The organism is Ensifer adhaerens (genome assembly GCF_002940685.1).
Taxonomy (GTDB): Bacteria; Pseudomonadota; Alphaproteobacteria; order Rhizobiales; family Rhizobiaceae; genus Ensifer; species Ensifer adhaerens_E.
Genome location: NZ_PNFP01000002.1, coordinates 279,241 through 298,524, shown reverse-complemented (window position 1 = coordinate 298,524; position 19,284 = coordinate 279,241). Strand labels below are relative to the sequence as shown.

Annotated in this window: 21 protein-coding genes; 11 read left to right on the top strand and 10 right to left on the bottom strand. The window is 64.1% G+C overall.

Translation table 11 applies throughout. The features are described from left to right. Positions 1-22 precede the first annotated feature (22 nt). The 3 genes from C1A35_RS04600 to C1A35_RS04590 are packed head-to-tail and all read left to right on the top strand — an operon-like array spanning position 23 to position 1,765. Positions 23-397, top strand: coding sequence for a COG4315 family predicted lipoprotein (locus tag C1A35_RS04600; protein WP_104663160.1), 375 nt, complete (start codon positions 23-25; stop codon positions 395-397). Continuing rightward, positions 381-932 carry an RNA polymerase sigma factor gene (locus tag C1A35_RS04595; RefSeq protein ID WP_104663159.1) on the top strand — a complete coding sequence of 184 codons (552 nt, stop codon included), beginning with the start codon at positions 381-383 and terminating at the stop codon, positions 930-932. The genes C1A35_RS04600 and C1A35_RS04595 overlap by 17 nt, the downstream gene beginning before the upstream one ends. Continuing rightward, positions 929-1,765: an anti-sigma factor family protein gene (locus tag C1A35_RS04590; protein WP_104663158.1), complete on the top strand. Its 837-nt coding sequence runs from the start codon at positions 929-931 to the stop codon at positions 1,763-1,765. The genes C1A35_RS04595 and C1A35_RS04590 overlap by 4 nt, the downstream gene beginning before the upstream one ends. 119 nt (positions 1,766-1,884) lie before the next feature. On the opposite strand, the gene C1A35_RS04585 is transcribed toward C1A35_RS04590, so the two are convergent. After that, positions 1,885-2,520 carry a TetR family transcriptional regulator gene (locus C1A35_RS04585; RefSeq protein ID WP_104663445.1) on the bottom strand — a complete coding sequence of 212 codons (636 nt, stop codon included), beginning with the start codon at positions 2,518-2,520 and terminating at the stop codon, positions 1,885-1,887. 91 nt (positions 2,521-2,611) lie between these two features. Between C1A35_RS04585 and C1A35_RS04580 the strand changes: the two genes are divergently transcribed. From C1A35_RS04580 to C1A35_RS04570, 3 genes are all read left to right on the top strand, one after another. Continuing rightward, entirely contained in the window at positions 2,612-3,265 is a 654-nt protein-coding gene (locus C1A35_RS04580) for an O-methyltransferase (protein WP_104663157.1), read from the top strand. Positions 3,266-3,334: 69 nt separating this feature from the next. Next, entirely contained in the window at positions 3,335-4,246 is a 912-nt protein-coding gene (locus C1A35_RS04575; protein WP_104663156.1) for an SDR family oxidoreductase, read from the top strand. Between the two features lie 181 nt (positions 4,247-4,427). Next, complete coding sequence (locus tag C1A35_RS04570; protein ID WP_234822735.1) at positions 4,428-5,897, top strand: lytic transglycosylase F; 1,470 nt, start codon at positions 4,428-4,430, stop codon at positions 5,895-5,897. 50 nt (positions 5,898-5,947) lie between these two features. Here C1A35_RS04570 and C1A35_RS04565 read toward each other — a convergent pair whose 3' ends face one another. The 3 genes from C1A35_RS04565 to nthA are packed head-to-tail and all read right to left on the bottom strand — an operon-like array spanning position 5,948 to position 7,600. Continuing rightward, complete coding sequence (locus C1A35_RS04565; RefSeq protein WP_104663443.1) at positions 5,948-6,337, bottom strand: nitrile hydratase accessory protein; 390 nt, start codon at positions 6,335-6,337, stop codon at positions 5,948-5,950. Continuing rightward, a complete protein-coding gene (gene nthB / locus C1A35_RS04560) occupies positions 6,306-6,965 on the bottom strand; it encodes a nitrile hydratase subunit beta (protein ID WP_104663155.1) in 660 nt (219 codons plus the stop codon). The genes C1A35_RS04565 and nthB overlap by 32 nt, the downstream gene beginning before the upstream one ends. Beyond that, complete coding sequence (gene nthA, locus C1A35_RS04555; protein ID WP_104663154.1) at positions 6,962-7,600, bottom strand: nitrile hydratase subunit alpha; 639 nt, start codon at positions 7,598-7,600, stop codon at positions 6,962-6,964. The genes nthB and nthA overlap by 4 nt, the downstream gene beginning before the upstream one ends. 228 nt (positions 7,601-7,828) lie before the next feature. On the opposite strand from nthA, the gene C1A35_RS04550 reads away from it, so the two are divergent. Both C1A35_RS04550 and C1A35_RS04545 read left to right on the top strand, forming a co-directional pair. After that, complete coding sequence (locus C1A35_RS04550) at positions 7,829-9,109, top strand: SDR family oxidoreductase (protein ID WP_104663153.1); 1,281 nt, start codon at positions 7,829-7,831, stop codon at positions 9,107-9,109. Then, positions 9,109-9,588 (top strand): DUF2269 family protein, encoded by a 480-nt coding sequence (locus C1A35_RS04545; RefSeq protein ID WP_104663152.1) that lies wholly within the window; start codon positions 9,109-9,111, stop codon positions 9,586-9,588. Before C1A35_RS04550 ends, C1A35_RS04545 begins: the two co-directional genes overlap by 1 nt. Here C1A35_RS04545 and C1A35_RS04540 read toward each other — a convergent pair. Further along, the gene (locus C1A35_RS04540) at positions 9,580-10,173 is read right to left on the bottom strand and encodes a LysE family translocator (RefSeq protein ID WP_104663151.1); all 594 of its coding nucleotides are present in this window, start codon (positions 10,171-10,173) and stop codon (positions 9,580-9,582) included. The genes C1A35_RS04545 and C1A35_RS04540 overlap by 9 nt on opposite strands. 337 nt (positions 10,174-10,510) lie before the next feature. Next, positions 10,511-11,422 (bottom strand): MBL fold metallo-hydrolase, encoded by a 912-nt coding sequence (locus tag C1A35_RS04535; RefSeq protein ID WP_199772859.1) that lies wholly within the window; start codon positions 11,420-11,422, stop codon positions 10,511-10,513. 116 nt (positions 11,423-11,538) lie between these two features. Between C1A35_RS04535 and C1A35_RS04530 the strand changes: the two genes are divergently transcribed. Then, positions 11,539-12,447, top strand: coding sequence for a LysR family transcriptional regulator (locus C1A35_RS04530; RefSeq protein ID WP_337441990.1), 909 nt, complete (start codon positions 11,539-11,541; stop codon positions 12,445-12,447). Positions 12,448-12,624: 177 nt separating this feature from the next. Beyond that, the gene (locus C1A35_RS04525) at positions 12,625-13,470 is read left to right on the top strand and encodes an aldo/keto reductase (RefSeq protein ID WP_104663149.1); all 846 of its coding nucleotides are present in this window, start codon (positions 12,625-12,627) and stop codon (positions 13,468-13,470) included. Here the strand turns inward: C1A35_RS04525 and C1A35_RS04520 are convergent. Then, the gene (locus C1A35_RS04520; protein ID WP_158664965.1) at positions 13,467-14,429 is read right to left on the bottom strand and encodes an acyl-CoA desaturase; all 963 of its coding nucleotides are present in this window, start codon (positions 14,427-14,429) and stop codon (positions 13,467-13,469) included. The two genes, C1A35_RS04525 and C1A35_RS04520, sit on opposite strands and share 4 nt — an antisense overlap. A 192-nt stretch (positions 14,430-14,621) precedes the next feature. On the opposite strand from C1A35_RS04520, the gene C1A35_RS04515 reads away from it, so the two are divergent. Beyond that, positions 14,622-14,966, top strand: a complete 345-nt coding sequence (locus C1A35_RS04515) for a metalloregulator ArsR/SmtB family transcription factor (protein WP_104663148.1) — start codon at positions 14,622-14,624, stop codon at positions 14,964-14,966. A 222-nt stretch (positions 14,967-15,188) separates the two neighbouring features. On the opposite strand, the gene C1A35_RS04510 is transcribed toward C1A35_RS04515, so the two are convergent. From C1A35_RS04510 to C1A35_RS04500, 3 genes are all read right to left on the bottom strand, one after another. Beyond that, positions 15,189-16,205, bottom strand: a complete 1,017-nt coding sequence (locus tag C1A35_RS04510; protein ID WP_104663441.1) for an NADP-dependent oxidoreductase — start codon at positions 16,203-16,205, stop codon at positions 15,189-15,191. 476 nt (positions 16,206-16,681) lie between these two features. Further along, positions 16,682-17,254, bottom strand: a complete 573-nt coding sequence (ilvN, locus tag C1A35_RS04505; RefSeq protein ID WP_104663147.1) for an acetolactate synthase small subunit — start codon at positions 17,252-17,254, stop codon at positions 16,682-16,684. Between the two features lie 23 nt (positions 17,255-17,277). Beyond that, positions 17,278-19,056, bottom strand: coding sequence for an acetolactate synthase 3 large subunit (locus C1A35_RS04500; protein ID WP_104663146.1), 1,779 nt, complete (start codon positions 19,054-19,056; stop codon positions 17,278-17,280). Positions 19,057-19,284: the final 228 nt, after the last annotated feature.

Below are 19,284 nucleotides of genomic sequence, written 5' to 3'. Positions count from 1 at the left end.
ATCTTGAGGAAGGACAATTGCCATGAGAACGTTTGGACTGACGATCGCCATGCTGCTTGCAGCCAGCGCCACGGCCTTCGCCGCGCCGCCGGTCAAGGAAGTCGAGTCGGCCAAGGGCAAGGTACTGGCCGGCGAAAACGGCATGACGCTCTACACCTACAAGGACGATCATGGCGGCATGTCCTCATGCTACGACAATTGCGCCAAGAACTGGCCACCTTTCCTCGCGGAAGCCAGCGCCAAGGCCGACGGTGCCTATACGCTCGTCGAGCGCAAGGACGGCAAGAAGCAATGGGCCAAGGACGGCATGCCGCTCTATTTCTTCGTCAAGGACAAGAAGATGGGTGACATTACCGGTGACGGCGTAAAGGGCGAATGGGATGTCGCAAAGCCGTAATGGCGACGACGAGGATGCGGGGGAACACCCCGCATCCGATCGCTTCGAGGAGGATGTGCTGGCGCTGGTGCCGGCGCTGCGGCGCTATGCCCGCAGCCTCGTGCGCTCGGACCCGGATGGCGAGGACCTGTTGCAGGATTGCGTCGAGAAGGTGCTTTCGCGCCGCGCGCAGTGGCGCGGCGTCAACCTGCGCGCCTGGGCCTTCACCATCATGACCAATCTTGGCCGCAACCGGCACCGCTATGTCGCGATGCATCCGCAGGTGGCGCTGGACGAGGATCTGGGCCTGCAGGCGGAAGATCGCGAGAGCGATCCCCTGGAGCGTTCGCGGCTGGAACGGGCGCTGAACGGCCTTTCCCCGGAAAACCGCTCGGTGCTGATGCTCGTGGTGATCGAAGGATACCGCTACCAGGACGTGGCCGAGATGATGGCCATTCCGATCGGCACCGTGATGTCGCGCCTGTCGCGCGCGCGGCGCCAGCTCGCAGAAGCCATGAAGGACGACAATGTGATCAGCATGCGGAGACCGAAATGACGGACGACTTCAACACCGTCTCCGACGACGACCTCAACGCCTATGTCGACGGCGTCCTGAGCCCCGAGCAACGGGCGCGGATCGAAAAATGGCTCGAAAGGAACCCGGCGCGCGCCGAGGAGGTCAGGCAATGGCAGGCGCAGGCGGTCGAGCTTCGGGCGCACTTTGCAGGCTACGCCCGCAGCGATGTGCGCGACCGGGCGCTGCTTTCGCGCGCCGCGCAGGGGGACAACGCGCAGCCGGCGCCTGACAGGGTCGCGCCCCACCTCGGCCGCCGCATGCGCGCCATCGCCGCCGGCCTTGCGCTTTTTGCCGCCGGCACGCTTACGGGTCTCTACGCGCCCGCCCTGCTGACCGCCGATACTGAGATCCGGCCGATCGCCGTTGCCGACAGCCTGCCGCGCCAGGCGCAATCGGCGTTCCTGGTCTATGCCAGCGAGGTGCGCCATGCGGTCGAAGTCGGGGCCGACGAGCAGAGCCATCTTGCCACCTGGCTCGGCAAACGCCTCGACCATCCGTTGTCGATCCCCGATCTCTCCTCGCTCGGCTTCTCGCTCGTCGGCGGCAGGCTGCTGCCGGTCAACGGCAGGGCCGGCGCGATGTTCATGTACGAGGATGGCACCGGGCAACGGCTGACCGTGCTTCTCGGCCGCAACGATGACAACCGCGAAACCAGCTTCCGCATCGACAGCGCCAACGGCGTCGAAACCTTCTACTGGATCGACGGCCCCATCGGCTACGCTGTCACCGGCGAGGTGCCGCGTGAACTGCTGCAGCAGGTGGCCGACGAGTGCTACCGGCAGTTCGAAAAGAGCGAGGCAACGAAGAGCTGATCCGCGTTCCCACCAATGTACTTCAGAGGGTTATGGTCGGCTCCGCACTGTCACCTCACCTTACGTGATCCGAGACGCCCGACCCGGATCCGCGACACGCTCACGGCTGACGGGACGCCTCACCTGCCGGTGCCATATCTCGACAGATACGCGCAAAACATGTCCGCCATGGCCTCCGCATAGGCTTCGATCTCGCCTTCGCTGCGTGCCGTTCCCGAAAAATCCTTCCCGACCGTCGCCATCGTCGTCATGATCAGGTCACCGGCAAGGTCCCGCGTATCGGCGGGCACATCCGGAAGCAGCTCGGTCATGAACCGATCTATGAGCGGATCATTGGCCTCCTTCGCTTCCCGCGCTTCGGGCGCATCGCGATAGAGCGGCGCCGCGTCGCCGAGCGCGCCTCGAACGGCCGCTTCCTCGCATTCCGAGCGCAGGAAGGCGTGAACCAGGGATCGCAGCCGGTCGAGCGGCGACCGCGACCCGTCGCTGAGGATCGTCGCAACCAGGCCTGACGTCTGCCGCCACTCGTCGCTTTGCAGGCGAAAGAGGATCGCGCCCTTGTTGGGAAAATACTGATACAGCGAGCCGACGCTGACGCCCGCCCGCTCCGCGACGCGGGCCGTGGTAAATCGCTGCGCGCCTTCCTCCTCCAAAACCTGAACAGCCGCCTGGAGAATGGCCTTCACCAGCTCGTTCGAGCGTGCTTGCCTGGGCGCTTTTCTTGAAGAAATACCGGCACTTGGTCTGCTTGGCATCGGGGCCGCCTGCAATGCGATTAGCGAATGCGACGAATTATTCGTATTTTCCTCCGTGAACGCAAGCCCATCGAAAACGAAGGAACATCCGATGACCACGCTTACCAGCCAGCCGCTCAAGGGCCTTCTCGATCGCCTGTTCGACGAGGCCGATGCCGCGACCGGACCCGCAATCGGCGAAATGCCTGCCAGCGAGCGCGAACGGCTGCTTCACAGCAAGACCGACTATCTGCAGCTCTACGGCCTGCTGCGGGACCTGTGGCTTCCGGTCTCACGCCAGACCGGAAACCTCCTCTATATGCTCGCCCGCACGAGCCGCGCCCGCAGGATCGTCGAGTTCGGGACGTCCTTTGGCATTTCGACGCTCTTTCTCGCAGCGGCGCTACGCGACAATGGCGGCGGCCAGCTGATCACCAGCGAATTCGAACCCTCCAAAGTGGCACGGGCAGGACAGAACCTCGCCGCGGCCGGCCTCGGAGATCTCGTCGAGATCCGCCAAGGCGACGCGCTTAAGACCTTCGCCGATCTTCCTGATGCCATCGACCTGGTGCTGCTCGACGGAGCGAAACCGATCTACCTCGACGTCTTCAAGCTGATCGAACCCCGACTGCGTCCAGGCGCCCTGATCATCGCCGACGACGCCGACAATTGCCCCGAATATCTCGACTACATCCGCTCGGGCCCCGGCACCTTCCTGTCGACCCCGTTTGCCGACGACATCGAAGTGACGATGCGCCTCGCCTGATCGGCACCATCGTTTCATGGACCGACGACGCGTGACCCGCTGATGGCGGCCACATCAAGGAGAACATCAATGCACATATTCGTAACGGGCGCGACCGGCTGGGTCGGATCGGCCGTGGTCAAGGACCTGATCGAGGCGGGACACAGGGTTTCCGGCCTTGCACGCTCGAAGGAAAAGGCCGCCGCCCTGGCCGCGACCGGAGCTCGCGCCGTCGAAGGCGGTCTTGGCGACGCGGCAATCCTGCAACGGGCCGCAGGGCAAGCCGATGCCGTCATCCACACGGCCTTCCGGCACGACTTCGTCCATGGCCCCCTCGACCAGGATTTTTCCAGCTTCATGGAAAGTGCGGCCGAGGATCAGCGCGTCATCGCGCTTCTGGGCGAGGTTCTCGCCGGATCGGATCGGCCCCTTTTGGTAACCTCCGGTCTCGCCGGGCTGCCGCTCGGTGCAACCGAGGCCGACCGGCCGAGCGCCGTCGTACCACGCAAATCGGAAAGCGCCGCCCGCACCCTGGCCGAACGCGGCGTGCGTGCGGCAACGGTCCGGCTCGCGCCTTCGGTTCACGGCCTGGGTGATCACGGCTTCATCCCCATCCTCGTGCGCCTAGCGCGCCAGACCGGCGTTTCGGCTTATCTCGAAGACGGCGGCAATTCCTGGTCCGGCGTCTACCGTGATGATGCCGCGCGGGTCTATCGGCTTGCGCTCGAAAGCGGCACGTCCGAGAGCGTCTACCACGCCGTGGCGGACGAAAAGGTGCCCTTCAGGCAGATCGCCGAGATCATCGGTCGAAATCTCCGCCTGCCGGTCGAAGCCCGCCCGCGCGCGCATTTCGGCTGGTTTGCAAACATGGCCGGCGGAAACATGGCCGCCTCCAGCGCCCGTACCCGCGCCTTGCTCGGCTGGCGCCCATCTGGTCCGGGCCTGCTGAGCGATCTGGACCAGCCAGGCTATTACGCAGCGGGAGATGTCGAGAACGTCTAAGCGACGGGTTGCAGCATTTGACGGTGCTCGTCGAAACAGCAGCACCTGAAGACATATATTCCAAACTGCTTGCGAACGGTTGCAGGGGGCGTATCCTCTACCGATCCAGTCCACGGGCTGGTCCAGCCCGTGGCAAGCTGGGTCCTGTGGCCGCTGGAGACCAACTTGTTGGGGCTGGGCAATGTTTACGCTTCTCGCTGTCGTCGCGCGGGCGGGATTGGCGCGCGCCTTCATGATCCTTTTCGCAATAGGCCTTGCGGGCCTCACGCCCGGCAACCCCCACGCTCAGGAGCAGGCGCCCGGCTATCGGGCCTGGACGGGCGATTTCGACGGCATGCAGCAACGTCGCCTGATCCGCATTCTCGTGCCCTTCAGCAAGACGATCTACTTCATCGACCGTGGCGAGCAGCTGGGCACGGCCGTCGAGACCGGCAATGCGCTTGCAGACGAACTCAACAAGGGGCAGAAAAAGGAGATCGACAAGATCAGGATCGTCTATGTACCCACGAGCCGGGATCGGTTGCTCGCGGCCCTTGTCGAGGGTCGCGGCGACATCGTCGCCGCCAACCTGACGATCACGCCCTCGCGCAAGGAGGTCGTCGACTTTACCGATCCGCTCGCAACAGAGGTCAAGGAAGTACTGGTGACGGGTCCGTCGGCCCAGGCGATCGCAACCCTCGACGACCTCGGCGGCAAGACAGTGTTTGTGCGGCAGAGCAGCAGCTACTTCGAACATCTCGGCGTGCTGAATGCCCGCCTCAAGGCATCCGGCAAGGCCGTGATCGATATCCGGCCAATCGACGAAAATCTCGAAGACGAGGACCTGATGGAGATGGTCAATGCCGGCCTGCTTCCCTGGTGCGTCGTCGACGATCACAAGGCGCGCATATGGGCGACCGTGTTCGATCACGTCGTCCTGCATGAGGATATCGCGGTTGCCGAGGAAGGCGAGATCGCCTGGGCAATTCGCAAGGACAGCCCGAGGCTCGCGGCGACCCTGAATGCCTTCGTCAAGACACACAAGGTCGGAACCACCTTCGGCAACATTTTGAAGAAGCGCTACTACCAGAACGAAAAGGTGGTGCGCTCCGCCTATGAGCGCTCCGAGCTTGAAAAATATCGCACGCTGCTTGCCTTCTTCGAGACGCACGCCACCACCTACGACTTCGACATGCTGCTGCTTGCCGCGCAGGGTTACCAGGAATCGCAACTCGACCAGAGCAAGCGCAGCCCGCGCGGCGCCGTCGGCATCATGCAATTGCTCCCGACGACGGCGGCCGACAGATCGATCGCCATCAGCGATGTGGACAAGGACGCCAACCGCAACATCGAGGCCGGCGCCAAATACATGCGCTATCTGATTTCAACCTATATCGATGAGCCGGGCCTCGATCCCGTCAACCGGACCTTGCTTGCTTTCGCCGCCTACAATGCCGGCCCCGGAAACCTGCGCAAGATCCGCCGGGCCACCCGAGAGATGGGGCTCGATCCCAACATCTGGTTCGGCAATGCGGAGAACGGAGCGGCAAGGATAATCGGCCGCGAGACGGTGCAGTATGTCGGCAACATCTACAAATACTATGTCGCCTACGCGCTCTTCACCGATCTCGAAGCCCGCCGGGCGAAGAGCGCCGCGCAGCCTGCGCAATAGAATTGCATGGCAGCGCGCCGACTTGCCGTATGAGGAACCGGCAGGCTGCCTCACCGCAGCGGATCGTTCTCGATCACGATCGGTTGCCCATGCGGCGTTGCCTGCGCCGCGCGCTGCCAGCTGAGCGTCAGGTCTTCCAGTTCGCGGCCGGAGGCCAACGAAAGCTCGGTGACGAGGCGCGAAAGTGCGGCCACCCAGCAATCGTAATAGTCGCTGGCGTCCGCCTTGCGGCCGGGCTTGTAGAGTTCGGCCGAAAGCGCCTCGGCCCATTCGGGCCAGGAGAACACGCCCCTTTCGTGCAGCCGCACCGTCATGGCAAAGGCGTTTGCCTGCCAGGGTTCGGCAAAGACCGGGTCGCCCTCCGGCGATTTCGGCAGTTCGGCCGAGGCAATCAGCGGTGACGTCACCTTACACGTGCTCAAGATAGCTCTCCCAGGCATCGATCGAGACTGATAGCGTCGGGTCGGCGCCCTCGCCCCAGATCTCGGGCCCGTCGAAGACGACGGTATAGAGCCATTGCGGATTTTCGCCGCGACCATGGGCGTTATCATCCGGAAAGACAAAGGAGCCCTGCACCGCTTCCACCCGGCCGCGCTTGGCGCGGGCATAGCGTGGCAACCGCGTGTGGGTCTCCGGATTGAAGTTCTTCGTCTTCACCCGGTCGCCGACGGCAAAGCGCGGTACGGCTTCGACCGGGCGGTCGCAGGGGCCGCCCTTGGCAAGCACGCCCGCCACCATCTCGGCCTTCAGCACCCGCTTGGGCGCAGCGCCCTTTTCCAGCATGTGGCCGCCATCGAGCTCGGCCTGGGTCACGAAGCCGTGGCGCTTGAGGAGCGTTTCCAGCGCCCGCGTCCAGATCTCGTAATAGCTCGCCGAGAGGTAGGTCGCCGGCGGCAGGTTTTCGCGGGCATGCCGGCTTTCGTCGATCGTCCAGGCCCCGAAGGCGCCGCAGGAGAGCGTGACGCCGAGCGCCCGCTTTTCCCAATCGGCATGAAAATAAGGCTCGTCCTTTTCCGGCGCCACCGGGCCGAGGCCGTGGGCACCGCCGAGATCGTGCGGACCGTTCATCGAAGCGCCTCCGCGGAAAGGGCAATCCCGGTACCGATCATGGAGTCGCGCGTCACCAGTTCGGCAAGCTCCTCCTCGCTGAAACCGTCGGTCCCGGCCGGGCGCTCGGGGATCACCAGGTAGCGCAGCTCCGCGGTCGAATCCCAGACGCGGATGCGGGTCGTTTCGGGAAGCGCGAGCCCGAACTCTGAAAGCACCCCGCGCGGGTCGATGACGGCGCGCGAACGGTAGGGCGGCGCCTTGTACCAGACCGGCGGCAACCCGAGCACCGACCAGGGATAGCAGGAACAGAGGGTGCAGACGACGAGGTTATGGGTGTCGGGCGTGTTGAACACGGCGCGCATATGCTCGCCCTGCCGGCCGGTATAGCTGAGGCTGGCGATCGCCTCGGTCGCATCGCGCTTCAGCCATTCGGCAAAGTCCGGATCGACCCAGGCCTTGGCGACCACGCGGGCGCCGTTGCGCGGCCCGATCTTCGTCTCATAGGTCTCGACGATCGCATCGATCGCCGCCGGATCGATCAGCCCCTTCTCCGTCAGCACCGTTTCCAGCGCCTTCACCCGCGCTTCCATGTCGGTGAAATGGTTGTCGTGGTGATGGTCGTGATCGTGGTGATCGTGATGGTGTTCGGACATTGCCTGGCTCCTCGCAACGCCGTGCCATCACAGGCACAAAGATGGCGCTGCCTCCTCTTAAAGTCGTAGCGCATAAACCCCGGATTCGAAATCGATTTCAACGTCTGCGGGTGCCCGCAATTGTCACCGTGACAAGTCGGGCTGGCCTCTTTAGAAACGGACTTGGCCGGCTAAACTTTGACGGCATATGGTGCTGTCGCATGCAACCGCCTCCTCTATTCTAGCACGATGAAAGTTCTGATTCTCGGCGCCACCGGCTTCATCGGCTCGGCCCTCCTCGATCGACTGGCAAGCGACGGACACCGGGTGACCGGGCTTGGCCGCAATGTCACCCGCGCCCGGCTGATGCGGCCAGAGGCGCAATGGCTTGCGGCCGATCTGGCGCGCATGCATGACGCCAACGACTGGAAGCTTCTCGTCGAGAGCCATGATGTCGTCGTCAATTGCGCCGGCGCGCTGCAAGATGGTCTTGCCGACGATGTGGCCGCAACGCAGGAAACAGCGATGCTGGCGCTTTATGCGGCGGCGAAGGCATCGCCCGTCCGCATCGTCCAGATCTCTGCGCCACGTGGCGAAACGGGCAGCGACAGTTCCTTCCTCGCCACCAAGTTTCGCGCCGACGAGGCACTGGCGGCAAGCGGCGTTGCGCATGTCATATTGCGGCCGGCTCTCGTGCTCGGCCGCAACGCCCATGGCGGCTCGGCGCTTCTGCGCGCACTCGCAGCCCTGCCCTTCGTCATACCGCTCGTCCATGCAAATGCCCGCGTCGAGACCGTGGCCCTGAGCGATGTCGCCGACGCGGTCAGCGCCGCCGTCGCCGGCCTGATGCCGGAGGCAAGCGATCTCGTGCTCGGCCACGAGGCTCCGCCGACGCTTGCCGAACTCGTGGCGCTGCATCGCCAATGGCTCGGGCTGCCGCCCGCCGCCGTCGTCCGTCTGCCGGCCCTCTTCGCCGCGCCCGTCGGCCTTGCCGCCGATGTTGCCGGAAGGCTCGGCTGGCGTTCCCCGCTGCGCTCGACCGCCCTTGCGGTCATGGCCGGCGGGGTCTCTGCTGCAGGCGGGAACCGGGCCCGGGGACCATTCCTGTCCGCCAGCCGCAGCCTCTCAGCCAACCCATCCGGCGTGCAGGATCTCTGGTTTGCGCGCCTTTACGTCCTGAAGCCGGTTTTGATCGTTGGTCTTTCGCTCTTCTGGCTGCTGTCGGGGATCATTCCGCTCTTTGCCTTCGATGACGCGCGGCAGCATTTGCTGCGGTTTCTGGCGCAAGGCCCGGCAACGGCCCTGACGCTTGCCACCTGCCTTGCCGATGTCGCGTTGGGAATCGCCGTCCTGGTCCGCCCTATTGCTAGGCGCGCGCTCTTCGGCATGCTCGCACTGAGCGCCGCCTACCTCACCTCCGCCACCCTCTTCGAACCCGCACTCTGGGCGGATCCGCTCGGACCGCTCGTCAAGGTCCTGCCGTCGCTGCTTGCCACGCTTTCGGCGCTGGCCATTCTGGATGAACGCTGATGCTTCAGGAAGACCTGCTGCGCCTCGCCCATGTGATCGGCGCTGCCGTGCTCTTCGGCACCGGCGCAGGCATCGCCTTCTTCATGGTCGTGGCCAGGCGCACGCGTGATGCGCGATTGATTGCCCATGTCGCGGGAACGGTGGTCATCGCCGATACGGTTTTCACGGCCACCGCCGTGCTGCTCCAGCCGATGACCGGCTACCTGCTGGCGAAGAGTATCGGCTGGTCGCTGACGGAAGGATGGATCGTGCTGTCGCTGATCCTCTACGTGATCACCGGCCTCTTCTGGCTGCCGGTGGTATGGATCCAGCTGCGACTACGCGATCTCGCTCGCCTCGCAACGGCAAGCGGGGCGCCGCTGCCAGCAGAGTTCGACCGCCTCTATGCCATCTGGTTTGCCTGCGGTTTTCCCGCCTTCTTCGCGGTCACCGGCATCTTTTGGCTGATGCTGGTGAAGCCGCAATTCGTCTTATTTTAGCATCGGCCAGAGGCTGATGACGAGCAGAACCGCCATGGTGATGTTGAACCATTTCAGCCGCGACGGCTCCGAGAGCCATTGGCGTAGCGCCGAGCCGAAGCCCGCCCAGGTGGAGACGCTCGGCACGTTGACGAGCGCAAAGACGACGCCGACAACGAGCACGCTGAAGAGATAGCTGTCGCTGCTGGTATAGGTCGCCATCGCTGACACCGCCATGACCCACGCCTTGGGGTTGACCCATTGAAACGCGGCAGCCCCGATGAAGCTCATCGGTTGCGCGCCGGCCTTGCCGTCGGAAAGCGACCGCGAGGTGCCGATCTTCCAGGCGATCCAGACGAGATAGGCGCCACCGGCAAACTTCAGCGCCGTGTAGACGAGCGGCACGGAGTGAAGCAGCGCGCCGAGACCGAAACCGACGGCGATCAGAAGCGCGAAGAAGCCGGCACCGATGCCCAGCATATGCGGAATGGTGCGGACGAAACCGAAATTCACGCCCGACGCGAACAGCATCATGTTGTTCGGCCCCGGCGTGATCGAGGTGGTGAATGCGAACAAAAACAGCGCCAGCAGCGTATCGGCCTGCATGGTTTCCTCCCGATCAATTGGGTCAGCATAATTGACCTAATGACCGGTACCAGCCGCGAACTTGTCATGGTGACAATTGCTGGTGGTGACCCCGGACGTCCGGGGCCGGGTGTTGCGGCGGCCCAGTGCCGGTTCGGTGCGACGCCCAAACCGCCTGATACAGCCTGCTTGGCAATGCAGCGCGCCCTTTCCGGACAACCGATGGTCCGCCTCCTCGGGCCGAAGGAACTGTCGCTCACATCCCTGCCACACGGACGAGGATGTGAGCGTGGCGCTGCTCAAGGGACTTTGCCGGGCGCGCCGACAAAGCCGTTGCCCGATCAGCGGGTGGCCGGCCCTATCCCCACTTCATCTCGCCCTTGGCAACCTTGGCGCCGAGTTCGAGCGTGGAGACACCAGGCAGATCCGGATAGCGTTTTGTCATCGCCGCGATCAGCTCGGCGCTGTCCTTGGCGGCAGCCGCCGCCTCGTTGAAGGCCACGAGATAATCACGGGTGAAGCGGATGGCTTCGAGACCTTCCGGCCCGCTTTCGCTCCTGTGCGCCGGCACGACGATCTCGGGCTTGCGCGCTGCCATGGCGTCGAGCGCCTCGATCCACTTCTGCCGGCCTTCCGCGGTCGCCTCGTCGGCGACCCAGACATGCGAGCCGGAATAGACGAGCACGCCGCCGAAGATCGCCTGCAGTTCCGGCACGAAGAGATAGCGCCGGTCCTTCATTCCTGCGATCGTCACGATCTCGATCGTGCCGTCCTCGAGCGTCAGCGACGTGCGATCGTCGGGCATCGGCATCACCACGTCGGCGAGCGTCTGCGGGCCATTGTCCTTAAGCTGGGGCCCCCAGGTCTCAAGCTTGCCCTCAACATTGGCCTTGATCGCCTCGACGGTCGCCGAAGCGGCGATCACCTTGGCATCCGGGAAAGCCTCGACGATGGGTTTCAGGCTGAAGTAGAAGTCCGGGTCGTTGCAGCTGACATAGATCGTCGTCAGCCGTTTGCCCGTCGCCTTGATCGCCTCGGCAACGGCGCGGCCATCGGAAAACGTGAAGCCGCCATCGATCAGGATCGCCTCGCTCTTTCCCGTCAGAAGCACCGGCGTGCGGTTGAAGCCGGCGTCATCCGCCTGGAAGTAGCGCCATTCGAGCGTCGAGGCGGCCGTGGCAAGGCGGCTGCCGATCGGCTGGATGAGGATGGCGGCGCTGGCCGCCGCCATGGTCTTCAGCGCGGTCCGCCGGGTCAACTGGATCTGCATGGGGTCTCCTTGGGCTTGGATCTTGCCCGACAGGATGACGGCAGGCGCCCGCTTGAAAAAGCCCGTCGATCCGGACAGGCTGTCTGATAGTTTCAGACAATCACAAAGAATTGGCGATGACTGTAAACCTAAATCGACTGTCGCATTTCGTTGCCGTCGTCGAAAGCGGCTCGTTCACGGCCGCAGCCGAGCGGCTGGGACTTGCCAAAGCGGCGGTCAGCCATCAGGTCGCCCAGCTCGAGAAGGAGTTGGGCACGACGCTCCTCGTGCGCACCACAAGGCGGCTGAGCCCGACGGCCACCGGCCAGCGCTTCTACGAGCGCTGCTCGCTGATCCTGCGCGATGCCGACGAGGCCGTCGGCGCGGTCTCGGCCGAAACCGACGTCCCGAGCGGCACGCTGACGCTGACGGCACCTCTCGACTATGGCGCCAAGGTCGTGACCAACGCCGTCGCCGCCTATCTCGCCACCTATCCCGCCATGCGGGTGGAGCTCAGCTTCGGCGACACCGTGCTCGACATGATCGAGAAGCGCCTCGACCTCGCCATCCGCGCCGGCTGGCTCGTCGATTCCAGCGAACGGGCAAAACGCATCGGCACGTTCCAGCAACACCTGGTCGCAGCATCCGCCTATGCCGCAAGGCTCGGTGACATCACCGATCCAAGACAACTGGCCGAGGCCGACTGGATCGCCAATGGCGCCTTGAAGGCACCGCTCGAATGGACCTTCACGGACGCCACGGGGCAGGAAGCGTCGATCGTCGGCAGGGCGCTGGTGACCGCCGACAGCACCGATTCCGCCCATTGCTGCGTGGTCGCCGGTATCGGCCTTGCGGTGCTGCCGGATTACCAGGTGCGAACCGACATCGCCGAAGGCCGGTTGGTGCGGTTGCTCACTGACTGGTCGCTGCCCTCGGGCGGTATCCATGTCGTCTATCCGCCATCGCATTTCCGCCCGGCGCGCGTGCGTGCCTTCGTCGAGATCCTGCAGCGCATGGAGAGGGAACGCGGGCGGCTTGCCGGATGACCGGCCATGGCTCGAAAGGCCGCGGGGATGCGCTAGATTGCCCGCTACGCGGAATTTCCTGAAAGCGTTTCCGCTTTTACGGATAGCAACAGGGCGCACGTCAAAGTGCTACAGGGTTTCAGGCGTATCTTGAAAGAGGCGCCCGCTGCGGGCACTTTCGACTGCGAGGAGAACAGCATGCACGATCCGATCCCGACGACGACCCTGCCCGACGGCCGCAAGATCCCCGTTCTCGGCCAGGGAACCTGGCGCATGGGCGACAGCGCAGCGCGCAAGGCCGATGAGGTGAAGAGCCTGCAACTCGGCCTCGATCTCGGCCTGACGCTGATCGACACGGCCGAAATGTATGGCAACGGCGCCTCGGAGCGCGTGGTCGGCGAAGCGGTGCGCGGGCGGCGCGACGAGGCCTTCATCGTCAGCAAGGTGCTGCCCTCGAACGCCAGCCGCATCGGCACCGAAGCCGCCTGCGAGCGCAGCCTGAAACATCTTGGGCTCGACCATATCGATCTCTATCTGCTGCACTGGCGCGGCGGTTATCCGCTGGCGGAAACGGTCGCGGCCTTCGAGGCGCTGAAGAAATCAGGCAAGATCGGCGCCTGGGGCGTCTCCAATTTCGACGTCGACGACATGGAGGAACTGCTGTCGGTACCGGACGGAAAGAACGTTGCCGTCAACCAGGTGCTCTACAACCTCTCCCGCCGCGGTATCGAATTCGACCTCTTGCCCTGGTGCCAGAAGCGCGGCATCGCCATCATGGCCTATTCGCCGCTCGACGAGGGTCGGTTGCTGCGCAATCCGGATCTCATCCACATCGCCAAGGCGCATCAGGCAACGCCGGCGCAGATCGCGCTTGCCTTCCTCAAGACCCTACCCGGCGTGATCTCGATCCCGAAGACCGGCTCGGCCGACCGCGCCCGCGAAAACCGCGACGCCATGGACACCCACCTGACGGCGGCAGATCTCGCCGATCTCGACCGCGCCTTCCCGCCGCCAAAGCGCAAGCGCTCGCTGGAGATGATCTAGCGCAGCAGCCCACGCAGGACCGGACAGCTCCTGCCACGGGCGACCGGCTGCTCCGGCATCGCGGCGACGCGCCTGAGGCCCACGCGCCGTCCGGTATTGGACGGCAGCCTGATCGCCGAGGCGAGCCTTAGATGCGAAAGCAGGCGGATGAACCACCACCCGAGATCGACCTGCCCGGGTTCGATGCCGAGCCGGGCGGAGTCCGGAAACGCGTGGTGGTTGCCGTGATAGGCCTCGCCGAAGGTCACCAGGCCGAAACGCGGCAGGTTGTAGCCCTGCACGGCAACGCCATCGACCCTCCACCCCTGTTCGCCGCCGCGATGGGCGAAGTGACCGACCAGCCAATGCCCGGTCAGCGAAACGGAGACCCGTACGGCCACGCCCCAGACCAGCCAGGAAATTCCGCCGAAGGCAAAGAGCAGGACAGCCAAAGGCGCCTGCTGCCACATCCACGTCGCCTCGAGGAAGCGATAGAAGCGATCCTGCACGACACGCTCTTCGATGAAGAACCGCGGCGGGTGGTCAAGGGCAACGGCGCAGTGCATCTGCCAGAATGCGTCCTTGAAGAACCCGCGGCGGTGCGCAAAGAGATCGTGGCAAGCCTCCTGGCGCTGCGCCCAGTCGCGAATGTCGTGCGCATGGATCATGCCGAACGGCCCTGCCATGCCGACAAGCACGCCGAAGTAGACGAGGCTACGCTCGAGCCAGAGCGGCGTTTCGAAGGAGCGATGGATCAGCAGGCGGTGCATGCCGACCGAATGACCAAGGCAGATCGTCAGCGCCGTCAGGACGGTGAAGACCGCGAGCGCACCCGGCGAAAACGTCATTGGACCGCCGATGACCGCCACCAGCGTCATTGCGGCGACCCAGAGCGATTTGCCGGGAACCCACACGACCTTGCCGCTCACCGGGTCGCTACCCGGCTGCGCAATCATTCTGCCAGTCGATACGACGTCCATGCCCCCCTCCTTGACAAAACCCGGAATGACAAAACCCGGACCAGATTTCAGGCAACACTGAAGGATCCGGTTGAAAACAATCGGCGCAGAAGGTAATTAGGAAATAAACTAACTACATGTTTATCTGCGAATAGGTATTTAGGCAATGTCCTAATTATCTATCGGTCAAACTGCCGCGACAAAGGAGGCCTTGTGAACGACGACACGCTCAACCCCGATGCAGGCGGATCGGCACAGCGCGTGTTCAACGCCCTGTCCTCGCTGCATCGGCGCAAGATCCTGGCCTATCTCTCGGCCTCCAGCCTGACGGCGGGCGAGATCGCCGAGCGCTTCAACATGAGCAAGCCCTCGGTGTCGCAACATCTGACCGTTCTCGAAAACGCCGGCCTGATCGCCAAGGAAAAGCGCGGCCAGTTCGTTCACTACACGATCGTGACCAACAACCTGATCAACACGCTGAACGGCTTTGCCCAGGAGGTCTGCCCCGTCAGCCGACCGCTCAAGCGGGAGAGCGAAGCCAAGGCGAAGAACGGTTGAGAGCAGCCGCGCGCCGTGAGCGATGCGCCCTCATCGGCGCGGCAAGAGAAGCGTTCCTCCGCCGGACGTCTGGAGTGTATGTCAGCGGCAACCTCGTCCCCTCTCCCCGCCTGCGGCGAGAGGGTTAGGGTGAGGGGCGGCTCGACGGCATAGCCCGCGTGAACCTTGCGCTCGCACGAAATCACCTTAGACGCGGTCCGCCTGCGTGCGCGGTTGATATTATCAGTCAGGGCGGCCCGCGATTTCCATCACGACCTTGCCCTTGGCGCGACCGGATTCCAGATAGGCGAAGGCTTCGGCGACATCCTTCAGCGCAAATACCCGGTCGATGACGGGCCTCACCGTCCTGGCGTCGATGAGAGCGGCGAGTTCGGCAAGCTCGGCACCATCGGGATGCATGAAGAGATAGCGGTAGGCGACGCCATGCTTCCGGGCGACTGCCCGTATCCTGTAGGACGCAAACCAGAAAAGCGTGCTGAGCAACAGGCCGCGACCGAGATCCTTGCGCGCCGTTTCGGGCTCGGGCATGCCGGCGATGGACACCACCTTGCCGCCGGGCTTGACGACGCCGAATGATCTTAAGAGCGTTTCGCCGCCCAGCAGGTCGAAGGCGCCGTCCATGCCGCGCAGATGTTCCTCGAAGCGCTCCTTCGTGTAGTCGATGACCACGTCCGCGCCGAGCTCTTCGACAAGCGCCCGCCCACGGGGCGACGCCGTGGTCGTCACCTCCGCACCCAGCCATTTCGCCAGCTGGATGGCGAAGGTGCCGACGCCGCCGGCACCACCGGGTATGAAGATGCGGCTTCCCCGGCTGACATGAAGCTCGTCGCGCAGCGCCTGCAAGGCCGTGAGACCCGCGAGCGGCACGCCGGCCGCCGTGTTGAAATCCGTGGACGCGGGCATCTTCGCCAGGAATTTATCGGGCACGACGGCGTATTCGGCGAGACCGCCCATGGCCCCCTTCGGCATGCGGGCAAAGACCCGGTCTCCAGGTTGGAAAGACGTGACGCCGTCTCCGAGCGCCTCGACGACGCCCGAGAGTTCGTTGCCCATGACGGCAGGCAGCGGATAGCGCTGGACGACCTTGAGCATGCCTTCGCGCGTCTTGTAATCGACAGGATTAAGCCCCGCGGCCTGCACCCGCACAAGCACCTCGCCACGCGCGGCTCGTGGACGCGGCACCTCCCGCAGCTCGGCGGCGTCGGGGCCGCCATACCGTGTCAGAACGAATGCCTGCATCGTCGTCGCGCTCATCCGGCACCTGATATCTCTCGGTCTCTGTCCGCGATTAGTCGGCGAGAAATGCCGGCGGAGTCAACAGAGTGCCCGTGTCCGTCGGCTTTAGCCGCCTACCCCTCGGATCACCCGGCGAGTGGCGCCCCTCATCCGGCCTGCCGGCCACCTTCTCCCCGCTTGCGGGGAGAAGGAAACGTGCATCGACCCGCCCGGCACAAATGCACCACGGCGATTCTCGAGACTTTGGTTTCTGGATGATTTGGGGGTTTCTGGATGATTTGGGAAGATGCAGCACGCTCGGCGCCAGTCCCCTCTCCCCGCCTGCGGGGAGAGGGTTAGTCCTCGGGTTAAACCCGAGGAGAGGGGCAAACCTACCGAAGTGTGAGGGGCAGATCAGAAGCGTGAAGTGCCGCCCATCGTGACGTCAAAGTCGCCACAAAGCGGAAGGGGCGGCCCCGTGAGCCGCCCCTCCCAAAAAATCACATGCCCTGCGGGCCGCGGTTCATGGCCGCAATGCCGGTGCGGCAGACCTCGATGAGGCCGAGCGGCTTCATGATGGCGATGAACTGTTCGATCTTCGACGGCTTGCCGGTGATCTCGAAGACGAAGTGATCGATATTGGCGTCGATGACCGAGGCGCGGAAGGCGTCGGCGAGACGCAGCGCCTCGACCCGGTGGTCGCCCGAGCCATGCACCTTGACGAGCGCCAGTTCGCGCTCGATCGGCCGGTCATGGCCGAGCGAGCCGGCACGCACCGTCAGATCGACGACGCGGTGGACCGGAACCAGTCGTTCGAGCTGGTTCTTGATCTGGTCGAGCACGTGCGGCGTGCCGCGCGTCACGATGGTGATGCGCGACAGGTGCGCCTCGTGCTCGGTTTCGGAAACCGTGAGGCTTTCGATGTTGTAGCCGCGGCCCGAGAACAGGCCGATGACGCGGGCAAGGACGCCCGGCTCGTTGTCGACGAGGACCGAAAGCGTGTGTGTTTCGGCGAGCTCGGTCTCCTTGGCGATGAAGTAGGCGGAGCCGGTCGGTTGAAGGTGTGCGTTCATTTCGATTGGTTCCTCTACCTGTCTCAGACCAGCTGACGGCCCTTGGCGTCGATCGCGTTGGCGACCGCTTCGTCCGTGGCTTCGTCGGGCAACAGCATCTCGTTATGGGCCTTGCCCGACGGGATCATCGGGAAGCAGTTGGCGAGGTTGGCCACGCGGCAGTCGAAGATGACAGGCGCCGGCGTATCGATCATCTTGCGGATCGCAGCGTCGAGCTCGCTCGGCTTTTCGCAACGGATGCCGACGCCGCCATAGGCTTCGGCCAGCTTGACGAAGTCAGGCATGGCCTCGGTGTAGGAGTGCGACAGGCGGTTGCCGTGAAGCAGCTGCTGCCACTGCCGCACCATGCCCATGTACTGGTTGTTGAGGATGAAGATCTTGACCGGCAGGCCGTACTGTACGGCGCAGGACATTTCCTGGATGCACATCTGGATCGAGGCGTCGCCGGCGATGTCGACGACGAGGCTGTTGGGATGCGCGACCTGGACGCCGATGGCGGCCGGGAAGCCGTAGCCCATGGTGCCGAGGCCACCCGAGGTCATCCAGCGGTTCGGCTGCTCGAAGCCGAAGAACTGGGCTGCCCACATCTGGTGCTGGCCGACTTCCGTGGTGATGTAGGTGTCGCGGTCCTTGCTCAGCTCATAGAGCCGCTGGATCGCGTATTGCGGCATGATGACGTCGTCGTTCGGCGCATAGGCGAGCGAGTTGCGGGCACGCCACTTGGTGATCGTCTCCCACCAGTCCGAGAGCCGTGCCTTGTCGGCCGACTTGGAGGCTGCGCGCCACAGGCGGACCATGTCTTCCAGAACCGTGCCGACATCGCCGAGGATCGGCACGTCGACGCGGACGTTCTTGTTGATCGACGACGGGTCGATGTCGATGTGGATCTTCTTGGAATTGGGCGAGAACGCGTTGAGGCGGCCGGTGATGCGGTCGTCGAAGCGGGCTCCGATGCAGACCATGACGTCGCAATCGTGCATCGCCATGTTGGCCTCGTAAGTGCCGTGCATGCCGAGCATGCCGAGCCAGGCCTTGCCGGAGGCCGGATAGGCACCGAGGCCCATCAGCGTCGAGGTGATCGGGAAGCCCGTCAGTTCGACCAGCTCGCGCAGCAGATGCGAGGCTTCCGGGCCGGAATTGATGACGCCGCCACCGGAATAGATGATCGGCTGGCGCGCGTTGCGCATCAGCTCGACCGCTTCCTCGATCTTCTTCAGATCGCCCTGCTTCTTCGGCTGGTAGCTCTTCTGGGTCGGGACCGCCGACGGCGGCGTGTAGGTGCCGGTCGCAAACTGAACGTCCTTCGGGATGTCGACGACGACAGGACCCGGGCGGCCCGACTGGGCGACGCGGAAAGCCTCATGGATGATGCGGGCGAGATCGTTGACGTCCTTGACCAGCCAGTTGTGCTTGGTGCACGGACGGGTGATGCCGACGGTGTCGCATTCCTGGAAGGCGTCGGAGCCGATCAGCGAGGTCGGAACCTGGCCGGAGATGCAGACGAGCGGGATCGAATCCATCAGCGCGTCCTGCAGCGGTGTCACCGCATTGGTGGCGCCGGGGCCTGACGTGACCAGCATGACGCCGACCTTGCCGGTGGAGCGGGCATAACCTTCGGCCATGTGGCCGGCGCCCTGCTCGTGGCGAACGAGGATGTGCTGGATATCGTCCTGCTGGTGGATTTCGTCATAGATCGGAAGCACAGCGCCGCCCGGATAGCCGAAGATATGCTCGACGCCGTTGTCTCTCAGTGCCTGGAGAACGATCTCCGCGCCTGTCATCTGGTTTTCTGTACCGCTCATTGACTTGCTTCCGTCCCTTTTCCCAGTTGGGTGCTTAGCTTGTTTGAAGGCATAAAAAAAGGCCCCGTCAGGAGCCTCGTTCAGCGCATGGGTGGCTACCGCCGGATGGTTACACCATCCTGCCCATGCGCCGTCCCACCACAAGAATAACCGCAAAATTTTTCATGGGCCGAGTTGATAAACACAAATGCCCGGGGCGTCAACGGCTTTTAGTTACACGATCGGGCT